Origin of the sequence: Prosthecobacter gellanilyticus, from assembly GCF_007992435.1 — a bacterium.
GTDB classification, from domain to species: Bacteria; Verrucomicrobiota; Verrucomicrobiia; order Verrucomicrobiales; family Verrucomicrobiaceae; genus Prosthecobacter; species Prosthecobacter gellanilyticus.
Map to the genome: position 1 here is coordinate 117166 of NZ_BKAG01000012.1, position 13887 is coordinate 131052.

A 13887-nucleotide genomic window follows, 5' to 3' on the forward strand; every position below is an offset into this window, starting at 1 on the left:
AGGCCGTCCTCGGCCGATGGAGATTGTTAGTTATGTCTTGATTGCCATGAACTTGAGCAAAAAGAGTCAGATCACCCAAGCCTACGGAGATCTCTTCAAGAAAGAGGGCTACGAGCTCATGGCTGCGGCTTTTGAAGTACACAACGAAGTCGGCGGCGGCCTTGCGGAGGAAGTATATCAGGAGAGTCTGGAGAAGGAGCTTCGTATTAGAGGCATCCCGTTCACCGCCAAGCAGGAGATCGCTCTTTTCTACAAGGGGATCGAACTTCAACGTCGCTACGTCCCTGACCTCTATGTCCATGATGGCATCATCGTCGAACTGAAAGCTGTTTCCAAGCTGCTGCCCGAACATGAATCGCAGCTCTTCAACTACATGCGCCTGACCGGAAAACGTGTCGGCTACCTCATCAATCTAGCTCCCCTCAAGACCGTCGAGTGGAGACGATTCGCTCTCTAAATTTTGTTCCTCCAACCCAACCCTGTCCCCTGCCATGTCTGAACCATTAGTGCCCATTAGTGAACATCAGTGGTTAAAAAAGTCCGCTTCCATGATTACCCGTCGCGATGTGCTTAACCGCTTCGGCATGGGCCTCGGTGGTGTGGCCTTGGCTGAGATGCTCATGAAAGAGCAGGCTCAAGGCGCAGCGGCAGCACCCTCCCTTGATCTCGGCTCGCTCGGCTCCACCCATTGGCAGCCGAAGGCCAAGCGCATCATCTACCTCTTCATGTCAGGAGGCCCGTCTCACCTCGACCTCTATGACCACAAGCCGCTCCTGAACCAACGCCATGGAGAACAGCTTCCCGACTCCGTCCGCGGCACCCAGCGCCTCACCGGCATGTCGGGCAATCAGTCTTCCATTCCGATGGTGGGCTCCCCCTTCAAGTTTACTCAGCATGGCCAGGCTGGCGGATGGTTCTCCGAGCTGCTCCCGCACACCGCCGGCATCGCAGATGACATCACCGTCATCCGCTCCATGTTCACAGAGAGCATCAATCATGGCCCCGGCGTGACCTTCTTCCAGACCGGTTCCCAGATTGCTGGACGTCCCAGCATGGGGGCGTGGCTCAGCTACGGACTCGGTGCGGATAACTCCAACCTCCCCTCCTTCACCGTCCTCATCACCAAAGGTAAAGGCGGCCAGCCCCTCGGCTCACATCTTTGGGGTAGCGGCTTCTTACCGACCAAACACCAGGGCGTGCTCTTCCGCGCGGCCAAGGACCCCGTGCTCTATCTCGGCAATCCCGATGGCATCAGCACCGCCAGCCGTCGCCTGATGCTCGACCGCCTCAAGGACCTGCACGAACACCAGTTTGCAGGCACACCTGACGTGGAGATCCAGAACCGCATCGACCACTATGAGATGGCCTACCGGATGCAAAGCAGCATCCCCGAAGCCACCGATATCAGCGATGAACCGCAGCACGTCCTGGACATGTATGGCCCCGATGTAAAGACCCCCGGCACTTTCGCCGCCAACTGCCTCCAGGCCCGCCGACTGGCCGAGCGCGGCGTGAGATTCATCCAGCTCTATCATCAGGACTGGGACCACCACAGCGGCCTCCCAAACGCGCTCCCAAAACTCTGCCAAGAGACCGACCAGGCCTCCGCTGCCCTGGTGACAGACCTCAAGCAGCGCGGTTTGCTGGACGATACCCTCGTCGTCTGGGGCGGCGAGTTCGGCCGCACGAACTACTGCCAGGGTAAAATTCAAGAGAACTTCGGCCGCGACCACCACCCCCGCTGTTTCACCTCCTGGATGGCTGGCGGCGGTGTGAAAGCAGGCAGCGTCTACGGCGAAACCGACGAATTTGGCTACAATGTGGCCAAAGACGGCCTGCATATTCACGACTTCCACGCCACCATTCTCCACCTGCTGGGCATCGATCATGAGCGCCTGACTTACAAGTTTCAGGGCCGTCGATACCGTCTCACGGACGTCCACGGACACCTCGTGAAAGGCATCGTCGCGTGAGCGAGAACTGTTCGGGTGACAACATTGTGTCAAACCACCGCCAGAACCAGGAGTTGATTTTCTCCTGCAAATAAGTATAAACTCGACTCCCCCCAGCCCCAACCCAGACTCGACATCTCGTGCCTAGAACCGCCGTCGCCGCCTATACAAGCCCTGGAGCCCTGCTCTTTTTCACCATTCACATCGCTGCTATTTGCACGCTGTTCCTGGTGACCCCTACACTCACCAGCGTCATCCTTTGCGCTGTCCTCTTCCTGGTCCGCAAGTTCGGGATCACGGGTGGTTTCCATCGCTATTTCTCCCATCGTTCCTTCAAAACCTCCCGCTGGTTCCAGTTCGTGCTGGCCTGGCTCGGTGGCTCCGCCGCGCAAAAAGGTGCGCTTTGGTGGGCCGCTCATCATCGCCACCATCACCAGCACTCCGACCAGGAGGACGACATCCACTCCGTGAAGCAGCAGGGCTTCTACTGGGCCCACGTTGGCTGGATCCTCGCCCCCGACTACAATGAGTATGACTCCAAGCGCGTGAAGGACCTCACCAAGTTCCCCGAGCTCGTCTTCATCGACAAATACCATTTCATCCCGCCAGCCGTCCTGGCCCTCACCCTGTATCTCACCACGGGCTGGAATGGTCTGCTCTGGGGCTTCTGCGTGAGCACCGTGATCCTGTATCACACCACCTTCGCGATCAATTCCTTCTGCCATTTGCTCGGCAAGCGCCGCTATGAGACCGGCGAATCCAGCAAGAACTCCTTCATCCTCGCCATTCTGACTCTGGGCGAAGGCTGGCATAACAATCACCACTACTACCCGCACTGCGCACGCCAGGGCTTCTTCTGGTGGGAGATCGACCCCACTTATTATGTGCTGCGCATGCTGAAATTCGTGGGCATCGTCCACGAGATCAAAGAGCCTTCGCAGCGCGTGCTGACCGGCAAGGAAGCCACCGCTTCCCTCGGCTGATCCCACCTCTCCATTCAAGATTCTCCAGGGCCCTGCAGGCGTCTCGCGTGCAGGGCCTTGATGTATTCATTGTTCGGCATCGGCTTCACCGGCCGCTCCGGCTCCTCCAGCATCTCCTCCACCCGCAGAGAGCTTCCGCTGATCAGATCCGGGATGATCCTCGCCTCTGGCAGGTTCTTCCAGAACTTCATCGGCATCTCTGATTTCATGGCCTGGATCTTGAGCCGTGCCGGATTGAAAATACTCCGGTAATAGGTGCGCCACAGATCATCATGCGCATCCGCATCCGGCACACTCAGCCGTGATACACCAGGACTAAAGCTCAGCGCATGCCCATCCCAATGCGCGCATTCATCCGGTGTCAAAATGGACCAGTCCATGCCCGCGAACCGCTTCTCAAAGAACGAGCTCGCCATGCGCAAAATCCGGAATTCCGGCTCATACCAGGCCACGAACTGCTCCCTGCCCGTCTCCTCATTCACTCCCACCAGCCGGAATCTCACAAAGGCATGCATCTTGTGGACGTCCCGTCCTACCGCCTTCGTCCAGCCACGGCACAGGGTCATATCAGCATCCGCCGGATGATCCATGAGATGCCTCTCGCCACCTCGGGTGATCCGAAACAGCAGCCGATACAAGATCGCAAATCTCCGCTCATCCGTGTGCGCACACACTCCTGCCGCCAGCTTCAGAAACTCCGCCGGAACCTTCACTTCGCTGGGATCAACGAACCGCGGTAAGCCCGGCTCCTCCATCATCAGACTCCCCGTCTGCGTCGCATCACACCAGTCCACCTCATGCGGCCGCACATGCGCCCCCAGCATCTCCCGCGCCTTGTCACGCCAGGCCGCATAGTTCGGTTCGATGATCGCTCTAACCATGATTGCTTTAAAGCTGCCCGCTGCGCGCCATCAGCGCATCCTCCGGCGTCGCGGGTGGTGGGTTGTGAAAGTTCAGCTCCATCTGTTTGGGAGCCGGAAGAAAGCGCTGCCGGAGCTGATCGCCTTCCAGCAGACTCGCCCTCGGTACATGATCCGCGGCGATGATGAAGGGCATGATTTTCTTCAGCCGGATCCCCATGCGCAGGAGATCCGCCAGATGCAGCCTGCCATGCCTGCGCGCTGCCAGAATACGCGCCACATTCATCGTGCCCAGACCTGGAATGCGCCAGAGCATCTCGCGCGAGGCACGATTCACATCCACCGGAAAAACGTCCCGGTTCCTCAGCGCCCAGGACAGCTTCGGATCCAGCTCCAGATCCAAATGCGGATGCGCCACCGGCACGATCTCCCGCACATTGAATCCATAAAACCTCAGCAGCCAGTCCGCCTGATACAGCCTGTGCTCCCGGACCAGCGGCGGAGCCTTGATCGGCAGCAGCACACTCGGTTCCGGGATCGGACTGAACCCGCTGTAATAGACACGCCTCAGCCGATAGTCGCGATACAGCTCATCCGCCCGAGTCAGCACCAGCGCGTCATCCGAGCTGTCCGCGCCTACCAACATTTGCGTGCTCTGCCCCGTCGCAAACACTGGCGCTGCAGCCCGTGGCCGATTCCGCACCTGCTGCGCCTCTTTCTTCGCCGCCACCGTCTCCTCGATCCGTCGACGAATCCCACCCATCGCCTGCGTCGTATTCTTCAGGTTCTTCTCGGGCGCCAGCTTGTCCAGGCCCGCCTGAGTCGGTAGCTCAATGTTGATGCTGATCCGGTCCGCGTACCACCCCGCTTTCTCAATCAGTTCCTGCGAAGCCTCCGGAATCGTCTTCAGATGAATGTAGCCGCGAAACTGATGCACCTCCCGCAGCTGCCTCGCCACCTCGATCACCTGCTCCATCGTGAAGTCCGCATTGCGCACGATGCCGCTGCTCAGAAACAGCCCCTCGATGTAATTCCGCTTATAAAAATCCAGCGTTAGCTTCACCACTTCCTCCGGCGTGAACCTCGCCCGCTGCACATTGCTCGACCGCCGGTTGATGCAGTAGTGGCAGTCATAGAGACAGACATTCGTCAGCAGCACCTTCAGCAGCGAAACACACCTCCCATCGGGCGTGAAGCTATGGCAGATCCCCATCCCGCCCGTCGATCCCACCCCCGTGCTCCCTCGCGAGTCCTTCTTCGCCGCCCCCGAGCTCGCGCACGAAGCATCATACTTCGCCGCATCGGCCAGGATCTCGAGTTTGCGATTCAGCTCCATCATTCAAATGAACAGTAACACTTACTGTTCATTTGTCACATTCGCTGATAGTGTTCAGCACCGATTTCAAAGTCTCCAGGGCAACTTGCCCTGGTAGCTCAGACTCTTCGATCTAACTCTAGGCTCTCAGCTTCACCCCACCACATTCACCGGCTTCCCATCCAGGAACGCCCGCAAATTGGAGGCCGTGGCATCGATCAGTCTCACTCGCGCCTCACGGCTGGCCCAGCCGATGTGCGGAGTGATGAGACAGTTCTTCGCCGTGAATAGAGGATGCCCCGGCTTCGGCGGCTCCACGCTCAGCACGTCCAGACCTGCACCGGCGATGCGACCTTCATTCAGCGCCTTTGCCAGCACCTCTTCATCGATCAACGGACCACGTCCCGTGTTGATCAGGAAAGCTGAGGACTTCATCAGCCCCAGCGTGCGCTCATTCACCAGATGCTTTGTCGCGTCCGTCAGCGGGCAGTGTAGCGAGATCGCATCACTCTGCGCGAAGACTTCATCAATGCTCGCCGGGGTCACACCTTCAGGAGGTGGCGTCTTCCACTCACGCTTGCTGGCCAGCACCTTCATGCCAAAACCAAGCGCGATGCGTGCCACAGAGCTGCCGATATCGCCATAACCAATAATGCCGAGCGTACGCCCCTGCAACTCCACCACCGGAAAGTCCCAGTAGGAGAAGTCTGGGCACTCCGCCCAGCGTCCCTCACGCACCGTCCGCGCATGATGCCCCACATGATTCGCCAGCTCCAGCAGGAGCGCGAACACCAGCTGCGCCACCGCGGGCGATCCATACCCAGGCACATTCGCCACCACAATCCCGCGCTCCTTCGCGGCAGCCACATCCACGATGTTATAGCCCGTGGCCGTCACGCCGATGTATTTCAGCTTCGGCAGTGCTCCGATGATCTCGCGCGTCAGCGGCGCCTTGTTCGTGATCACGATCTCCGCATCCGCACAGCGTGCCACCGTCTCCGCCAGCGGCGTGCGTGGATAAATCTCACAGGGGGCGATGGCTTCCAGGGCGGACCAGGAGACATCTCCAGGATTGGCAGTGTGGGCGTCGAGCAGGACGATCTTCATAAATAAAAGTGAGCCCCGACGATGCGGAGATGCCACCCGCAGGCAACGCTGGATTTGCACTGACCGCTGGTTAATTCGCCGGACCAGAGTGACCACCACCACATCACTTCTTCGTCGGCGCTATCAATCCACTCATCAGCCCGCCATGTCCGCCACCACTCCAGGTGCCGGCATACGTCCCCTTATAAATGAGCACACGCGCACTGTAAGTCCCGCTGCCCGGAATCAGCATGTCCGTCACACAAATGACCGCTGTGTCTCCCGCCCACTTCACCTGCAGCGGAATGGGCGCCACCAGGTCCAGCTTCCCATAGCGGATGCGCGCATTGATCAGCCAGTTGTCGCCACTGACCTTGGACACGCTGATGATCTCATAGCTGTCCGTCTTCTCCGGCGTCAGCTCACCTTCCTTGATGCCCGACCAGCGCCCGCTCATCGTCGCATTCGTCATCGTCTTGATGAACTCCGCCTCCAGAGCCTCCTGCGCTGCACCACCAGTGGTTTCCACTCCCTCCTTCTTCACCTCCTGCCCCACGCTCAGCGAGGCAGATCCAAGGACCATCAAGGCACCAAAAAGCAGAAAGGTAGTTCTCATAGAGTGTGTGGCATTCTGACAGACAAAGCCGCTCAATCAAACGCCTCATCCGCCCCCAAGTTTCCGGCTAAAAGCACCTTCAAAGTCCCCATCTGAGCTCTCTGCGTCATCTGCGGTTAAAACACTCACGGCGCGCCCCCACGATCTCCGATTAAAAAAATGGGGGATTGCAGCAGCAAATATTCATCCTGCCCGGCTTGACCACCTGCCCTGCCCTTCTATGCTCGCGCCTCTTTGGGAACGGCCCTTGCTTCAAACCGCTTCCCTGGCGCCTTTTCCCCACTCCCCCATGAACATCCACGAATACCAGGCCAAAGAACTCTTCACCAAATTCGGCGTCGCCACCCCTCCAGGGAAGGTCGCCTCCACCGCCGAGGAAGCAGGCCAGATCGCCGCTGAGCTGGGCGGTGCAGGTCTCGTGGTGAAAGCCCAGATCCACGCCGGCGGCCGTGGCAAAGGCACCTTCAAGAATGGCTTCAAAGGCGGCGTGCACGTCATCAATACCACCGCTGAAGCCCAGGAAATCGCGGGCAAGATGCTCGGCCAGACCCTCGTGACCCATCAGACCGGCCCGGAAGGCAAACTGGTGAGCAAGGTGCTCGTCGTGAAGTCCGTGGACATCTCCAAGGAATACTACTTCGCCATCCTCTTTGATCGCGGCAGCAGCAGCCACGCCCTCATCGCCAGCACTGAAGGCGGCATGAATATCGAGGAAGTCGCCGAGAAGACCCCTGAAAAAATCATCAAGGAGTTCGTCAATCCTGCCATCGGTCTCCAGGCCTACCAGGCCCGCAAAGTGGCTGCTGAGCTCGGTCTCACCGGCGCTCTCGCCAATCAGGCCGTGAAGCTCTTCTCCGCTCTCTGGAACCTTTATCTCAAGAGCGACTGCTCCCTCGTCGAGGTCAACCCGCTTGCCATTACCACCGACAACCAGGTCGTGGCCCTTGATGCCAAGTTCAACTTCGACGACAACGCCCTCTACCGTCAGAAGGACGTCGTCGCCATGCGTGACACTTCCGAGGAGGATCCTCGCGAAGTCGCCGCCAGCGAGTTCGGTCTGAACTACATCGGTCTCGATGGCAACATCGCCTGCCTCGTCAATGGTGCCGGCCTTGCCATGAGCACCATGGACATCATCAAGCTCCACGGCGGTGAGCCTGCCAACTTCCTCGATGTCGGCGGTGGCGCCACGAAGGAGCAGGTCACAGCCGCCTTCAAAATCATCCTCGGCGATCCCAACGTGAAGGGCATCCTGGTGAACATTTTTGGTGGCATCATGGACTGCAACATCATCGCCAACGGCATCATCGCCGCCGCGCAGGAAGTCTCCCTGAACATCCCGCTCGTCGTCCGCCTGGAAGGCAACAACGTCGAAGCCGGCAAGAAGACCCTGGCCGACAGCGGCCTCGCCATCACCAGCGCCGACGGCCTCACCGACGCCGCTACGAAGATCGTCGCCGCCGTGGGCAAGGCGTAAGCCTCAACGATTCGTCAACATACCCTTCTTCAAGGGCCGGGATCATCTCCCGGCCCTTTTTCTTTTGCAAATCGCTTCCTCAATCCAATTCGCTGAGAAAGTTGTCACCACGCCGTAGCCCTGAAGTGACGGGGAAAAGATCTCCTATCCGGTCTGACGGTTTGGGGACGACCAGGGGATCTTGTTGTAGAGCCGGTCTTTCTGGACGCTCAAAAATCACCGTCCTCTTCGGCCCCAGGACAACACGTCGGGTCGAATCTGGCAGCCAAAATTCAAGAGCCAGCATTCCATCAGGACACAGAGGCATAACGGGCTCATTCAAGGAGATCTTCATGACGGGCTCAAGAACTAAACTCTCGCCGTCAGCATGCATTTTGAGCCCGGAAAGAGTTCGCCAGCTGTCGAGCACTGGAGTTCCAGTTACCCGAAGCTTTGTCTTCGGCCTCAGTGAGACCACTTTGCACTGTAGGTCAATAAAGTCATCCCTTCCAACCTGATGTGTTGTACAGGCGCTGAGAAGCACCACGAAGCTGGCCAGAAGCATTTTCATCATATTTCCAAAGTTATATCGGCCCTTCGCTTCCCTGCCTAGTGCAGTCCCCCACCACTCCAAAACTCCACCACTCCAAAACTCCACCACTCCAGAACTCCAAAACTCCATCTCCCCTCATCCCCACCTTCCCCATTGCACACCGCCCCCGTTCGGCTTTCATACCATCCCTCCGATGACTTCCACCCAAGCCCTTCGTTATTGCCCCGACCTCTACCACTACCAGCGCCGTGAAACCCGCGTCTGCATGGTCGGAAACGTCGGCATCGGTGGAAACAATCCCATCCGTGTGCAGTCCATGCTCACGAGCGATACCCGCGATACGGATTCCTGCGTGAAAGAGGCCCTGGAGCTCGCAGGCGTGGGTTGCGAGATCGTCCGAGTCACCGCCCAGACCCGCGTCATCGCCGAGAACCTCCAGAACATCCGCGATGGCATCCGCGCGGCCGGTTGTGATGTGCCACTCGTCGCCGACATCCACTTCAAACCCGACGCCGCCATGGAGGCCGTCAAATGGGTGGAGAAAGTCCGCGTGAACCCCGGCAACTACGCCGACAAAAAGAAGTTCGCCGTCAAGGAATACACCGACGAGGAATACGCCGAGGAAGTCGCCTACATGGAGGCTCAATTCGTGCCCCTCGTCGATGAGTGCAAACGTCTCGGCCGCGCCATGCGCATCGGCACCAACCACGGCTCCTTGAGTGATCGCATCATGAATCGTCATGGTGATACCCCACACGGCATGGTGGAGAGCGCCCTCGAGTTCGCCCGCATCGCTCGAGCGAATGACTTCCATAACTTCCTCTTCTCGATGAAGGCCAGCAACCCGAAGGTGATGATCGAGGCCTATCGCCTGCTCGTCTCGCATCTCAATGCCCTCGGTAGCGATTGGAACTACCCGATCCATCTCGGCGTCACCGAAGCTGGCGATGGCGAAGACGGCCGCATCAAGAGTGCCATCGGCATCGGTTCCCTGCTCGCCGACGGTATTGGCGATACCATCCGCGTCTCCCTCACCGAAGATGCCATCCACGAAATCCCCGTCGCACGCGCCCTCGTCGCGTCTGTGCAGAGCCAGGTCTCTTCGGACAAAGATGTCCTCGTCAAAGACGCACCTCCCATCAGCTATGATCCCTTCAGCTACAGCCGCCGCGCCACGAACAGGCTGCTGATCGCTGGCGTTGAAGTCGGCCAGGGCGCCACCGTGCCCGTCTATACCTCACGTGCCAAGTGGAATGCTCTCGCACATAAGATCGACAAGCTCGGCGACTACAAACCCGAGGTCGTCATCGAGGACGCCGGTGTCGTTTCCCTCGATCCTCGTGATGATGCCGCCATCCAGACCGTCAACACTTCCGTCGAAGCCAAGCTTGTGACAGTTATTGATGGCTGCCCTCTGCTTCCCATCCACGCCTACCGTCTGCTTGCCGCAAAGTTGGATAGTCGTCACCCCATCCTCCTCAAGGACACCTTCACCGTTGCCAGCAACAACATCGACTCCTCTAGCGAGTCCGACTTCCTCGCCAATCTCCTCCGTGGCGCCACGAACATCGGCTCCCTGCTCTGCGATGGCATCGGCGATGCCGTGATCGTCCAGGGCGAATCCGCCCCCGGCCAGAGCCTGCGCGTCAGCTACAATATCCTCCAGGCCGCCGGCGTCCGCATCTTCAAGACCGACTACGTCGCCTGCCCGAGCTGTGGCCGCACGCTCTTCAATCTTCAGAACACCACCCAAAAGATCCGCGAAGCCACTGGCCACCTCAAAGGCGTCCGCATCGCTGTCATGGGCTGCATCGTCAATGGTCCCGGCGAAATGGCCGATGCCGACTTCGGTTACGTCGGCGGCGCGCCTAACAAGATCAATCTTTACGTCGGCAAGACCGCCGTGAAGTTCAACATCCCCGAGGAGGAAGCCGTCCAGCGCCTCGTCGACCTCATCAAAGAGCACAACCGCTGGTTCGACGCCCCCATCGCCGCCTAACGAAAAGCAGCGTCGAAGTCGCGAAGCGTCCCGGAGTGCGGTGGCAGAGAGGCACGGGCCACCGTGCCTCGGCGACACCGCTCGTGCGCCATGTCACGCCCACCCTCCGCCAAGAGGGTGCCGCACGCACGCCCCCAAAGGCACGCCCATGCAGACAAAGTTCGTCATTCGAGCTTCGTCATTCGTCATTGCCGCAGCGTTCACCCCAGTCTCAACCCAAACAACCGCCTTCTCAAAAGATCCAGCGCCGTCTGGCTCGCCAGCAGCTTGAACCGGTCCCGCATGCCCGGGAAGAAGGCCTTGATCACCCGAGTCTCCGCATCCTTCGAGGCCAGCCCGATGAACACCGTGCCCACCGGCTTGTCCTCACTACCACCCGTCGGCCCGGCTATGCCTGTGAGCGACAGCGCATGATCCGCGCCCGAAGCCTTCAAAGCCCCCTCAGCCATCGCCCGTGCCACAGGTTCACTCACCGCGCCATGCTGCTCCAACAACTCTGAGGGAACTCCCACATGCTTCGTCTTCGCCTCGTTCGCATACGTGATGAATCCATGCCCATACACGCGTGAGGCTCCGCTCACATCCGTGATGCGGTTCGCCAGAAATCCGCCCGTGCACGACTCCGCCGTGGCCAGCCACTGACCACGCTTCGCCAGCTCCTGGACCACCACTTCTTCCATCAAGCGACGATCCGTGGAGATGATGTGATCACTGAGATGCTCATTCACGATCGCCGTGCCAGCCTCGACCGGCCCCGGCTGTCCCGAAAGCCGCACATCCACATCGCCTTGGCGGATGCAATATCCCAAAATGAGCCCAGGCACCGCCTCCAGCTTCTTCTCCACACGCTCCACGATGTCTGACTCACCGAGTCCCGTGACTTTGAAGTAACGGATTGCCCGGCTCGCACCATCCGGCAGCAGCGAGCGCAGCTTCGGCTCCACCAGCGTCTCCATCATCGGCTTCAGCTCACGCGGTGGACCGGGCATCAAAAAGAAATGCGTGTCCCATCCACGCGAGTGACTCAGCTCCGCCGGGAAATACAAGCCCGGCGCCGTGCCAAAAGGATTGTCCAGCACCACCGCGCCTCGCGGCACCATCGCCTGCTTCAGGTTCGAGGACACCATGACCTTGTTCCGCTTGGCAAAATAGGCCTCGAGATGCGTCTTGATGCCTTCATTCAGCTCCAAAGGCAGCCCCAGCAGCTCCGCCAGCGACTCCCGTGTGAGATCATCATTGGTTGGGCCAAGCCCACCGGACACCAGCACCACATCCGAGCGCCCCGCCGCTTCGGCGATGGCATCCTTGATCACCGCTCCATCAGAAACCACCAGATGCCGGGACACCATGAGCCCGAGCGCCGCGATCTGCTGGCCCAGCCAGGCCGCGTTGGTGTTGATGGTGTCGCCGAGAAGGAGTTCGTCGCCAGTGTTAACGAGTTCGATGCGCATGGGGGAGTCGTTGGAAACCCCAGCATGGCACGGTTTCCCGCTTACACCAGCCCCGGAATCGGTGCCCCATGATACACTGGCTGCGGCCGCCCCGTGAAGTCATGCCACATCAGCTCCCTCGGCAGTCCCAGCGCCTCATAGATCGTCGCCGAGAGATTCTCCGGCGTCTGCGGATCACTCGCCGGATACCCAGCGATCTTGTCACTGCTTCCGATCACTCGTCCACCCTGGATGCCGCCACCCGCCAGCATCACACTCTGCACATGCCCCCAGTGATCACGCCCCGGCAGCGCCGTTTTGGTGATGGAGGAGATCCTCGGCGTGCGGCCAAACTCACTCCCCATCACGATCAGCGTCTCATCCAGTTGCCCGCTCGCATCCAGATCCTCAATCAGTGCACTCACCGCTTGATCCATCGGCGGCAAAAGAAAGTTCTTCAGGTTCGGCCATGCCGCCTGATGCGTGTCCCAGGTCTCGTTGTTCCCCAGGTTCACCTGCACCATGCGCACACCACTCTCCAGCAGTCGCTTCGCCATCAGCAGGCTCCAGCCAAAGCTGTGCCTGCCATAGCGGTCCAGCATCTTCGGATCCACCTTGTCGAGGTTAAAGGACTCATGCACCTTCTTGTTCCCCAGCAGTGAAACCGCCGCCTGCCGATACGAATCAAACGACGTGTCACCGGCCAGCTCCGTGAGATTCTCCGTCTGCTGTTCCAGCGAGTTCCTCAGCGACACACGATCCATCACACGATCCAGCGACAGCCCCTGCGGCAATGACAAATGCGGCGCGCGGAACTGCAGCGCATCATCCGTCTCAAAGCCGCGTTCATGATGAAACAGATACTGCGGGAAGGCCCCATAGTGCTTCGGATGATAAGGGGACATTTCCAAGAACCACGGATCATGCTGCGCCCCCAGCGTGCCCGCAAACTGCCCTGCCAGCGTGCGCCCGGTGCGATGCACCAGCTTGTCCGGTAGCACCACCGCAGGCGGCAGATTATCCTTCCGCTTCGGCAGCAGTGCCGTGGCCAGCGCGGCAATGCTCGGATGATCAGACTTCTTCGGCTTCGAAGGATCAAAGCCCAGCGGAATGTCTGTGCGCCCCGTGAGCATCACATGATGCCCCTGTGAGTGATCACTGTTCCCATGCGTCAGCGAACGCACCAGCGACCACTTGTTGGAAAGCTTCGCGAGCCGCGGCAGATGCTCGCAGATATGCACGCCCGGCGTGCGAGTGCGGATCGGTTTAAACTCACCGCGCACCTCCATCGGTGCATCCGGCTTCAGATCAAAACTCTCCTGCTGCGCCAGCCCACCGGAAAGAAAGATGTAGATCACCGACTTCGCTCGCGGCTCCGCCACTGCTGCTCCAGGCGCTGCCAGCGCCCGCAATCCCGTGAGATGATTCATCCCCAGGCCGAGCAGACTGATCGCTCCGGCCTGCAACACATCGCGACGACTCGCTGGATGATAGAGCGGCATGGCGATAAATACGCCACCCCCTTTAGACTCTTGCTGGTCCGCATTTAAGACCAGAACATTCACCCCGCGTCTGATACCGCCCAAAAGATGTCCGTTACTTTCGGACACGGACTCCTTTGTAATGTTTGCTAGCAG

11 protein-coding genes are annotated in these 13887 nt (G+C 59.5%); 5 read left to right on the forward strand and 6 right to left on the reverse strand.

The annotated features are described in order from the left end of the window. Positions 1-46: 46 nt before the first annotated feature. From BGE01nite_RS10525 to BGE01nite_RS10535, 3 genes are all read left to right on the forward strand, one after another. Positions 47-457: a GxxExxY protein gene (locus tag BGE01nite_RS10525; RefSeq protein ID WP_146850408.1), complete on the forward strand. Its 411-nt coding sequence runs from the start codon at positions 47-49 to the stop codon at positions 455-457. A 91-nt stretch (positions 458-548) separates the two neighbouring features. Then, on the forward strand, positions 549-1973 hold the full coding sequence (locus BGE01nite_RS10530) for a DUF1501 domain-containing protein (protein WP_146850409.1): 1425 nt from the start codon (positions 549-551) through the stop codon (positions 1971-1973). Positions 1974-2092: 119 nt separating this feature from the next. Then, entirely contained in the window at positions 2093-2935 is an 843-nt protein-coding gene (locus BGE01nite_RS10535; RefSeq protein ID WP_146850410.1) for an acyl-CoA desaturase, read from the forward strand. A gap of 14 nt (positions 2936-2949) precedes the next feature. Here BGE01nite_RS10535 and BGE01nite_RS10540 read toward each other — a convergent pair whose 3' ends face one another. From BGE01nite_RS10540 to BGE01nite_RS10555, 4 genes are all read right to left on the reverse strand, one after another. Beyond that, positions 2950-3816 carry a TIGR03915 family putative DNA repair protein gene (locus BGE01nite_RS10540; protein WP_146850411.1) on the reverse strand — a complete coding sequence of 289 codons (867 nt, stop codon included), beginning with the start codon at positions 3814-3816 and terminating at the stop codon, positions 2950-2952. A 7-nt stretch (positions 3817-3823) separates the two neighbouring features. Beyond that, positions 3824-5131, reverse strand: coding sequence for a putative DNA modification/repair radical SAM protein (locus BGE01nite_RS10545; RefSeq protein ID WP_146850462.1), 1308 nt, complete (start codon positions 5129-5131; stop codon positions 3824-3826). 132 nt (positions 5132-5263) lie between these two features. Continuing rightward, positions 5264-6217, reverse strand: coding sequence for a D-2-hydroxyacid dehydrogenase (locus BGE01nite_RS10550; protein WP_146850412.1), 954 nt, complete (start codon positions 6215-6217; stop codon positions 5264-5266). 103 nt (positions 6218-6320) lie between these two features. Further along, positions 6321-6812 carry a hypothetical protein gene (locus BGE01nite_RS10555; RefSeq protein ID WP_218032953.1) on the reverse strand — a complete coding sequence of 164 codons (492 nt, stop codon included), beginning with the start codon at positions 6810-6812 and terminating at the stop codon, positions 6321-6323. A 289-nt stretch (positions 6813-7101) separates the two neighbouring features. Between BGE01nite_RS10555 and sucC the strand changes: the two genes are divergently transcribed. Together sucC and ispG are read left to right on the forward strand one after the other, a co-directional pair. Then, the gene (gene sucC / locus BGE01nite_RS10560) at positions 7102-8289 is read left to right on the forward strand and encodes an ADP-forming succinate--CoA ligase subunit beta (protein ID WP_146850413.1); all 1188 of its coding nucleotides are present in this window, start codon (positions 7102-7104) and stop codon (positions 8287-8289) included. Between the two features lie 725 nt (positions 8290-9014). Beyond that, positions 9015-10820 (forward strand): (E)-4-hydroxy-3-methylbut-2-enyl-diphosphate synthase, encoded by a 1806-nt coding sequence (ispG, locus tag BGE01nite_RS10565; RefSeq protein ID WP_146850414.1) that lies wholly within the window; start codon positions 9015-9017, stop codon positions 10818-10820. Positions 10821-11020: 200 nt separating this feature from the next. On the opposite strand, the gene BGE01nite_RS10570 is transcribed toward ispG, so the two are convergent. Together BGE01nite_RS10570 and BGE01nite_RS10575 are read right to left on the reverse strand one after the other, a co-directional pair. Continuing rightward, complete coding sequence (locus tag BGE01nite_RS10570; protein ID WP_146850415.1) at positions 11021-12271, reverse strand: competence/damage-inducible protein A; 1251 nt, start codon at positions 12269-12271, stop codon at positions 11021-11023. A 41-nt stretch (positions 12272-12312) separates the two neighbouring features. Further along, complete coding sequence (locus tag BGE01nite_RS10575) at positions 12313-13752, reverse strand: DUF1501 domain-containing protein (RefSeq protein WP_146850416.1); 1440 nt, start codon at positions 13750-13752, stop codon at positions 12313-12315. Positions 13753-13887 lie beyond the last annotated feature (135 nt).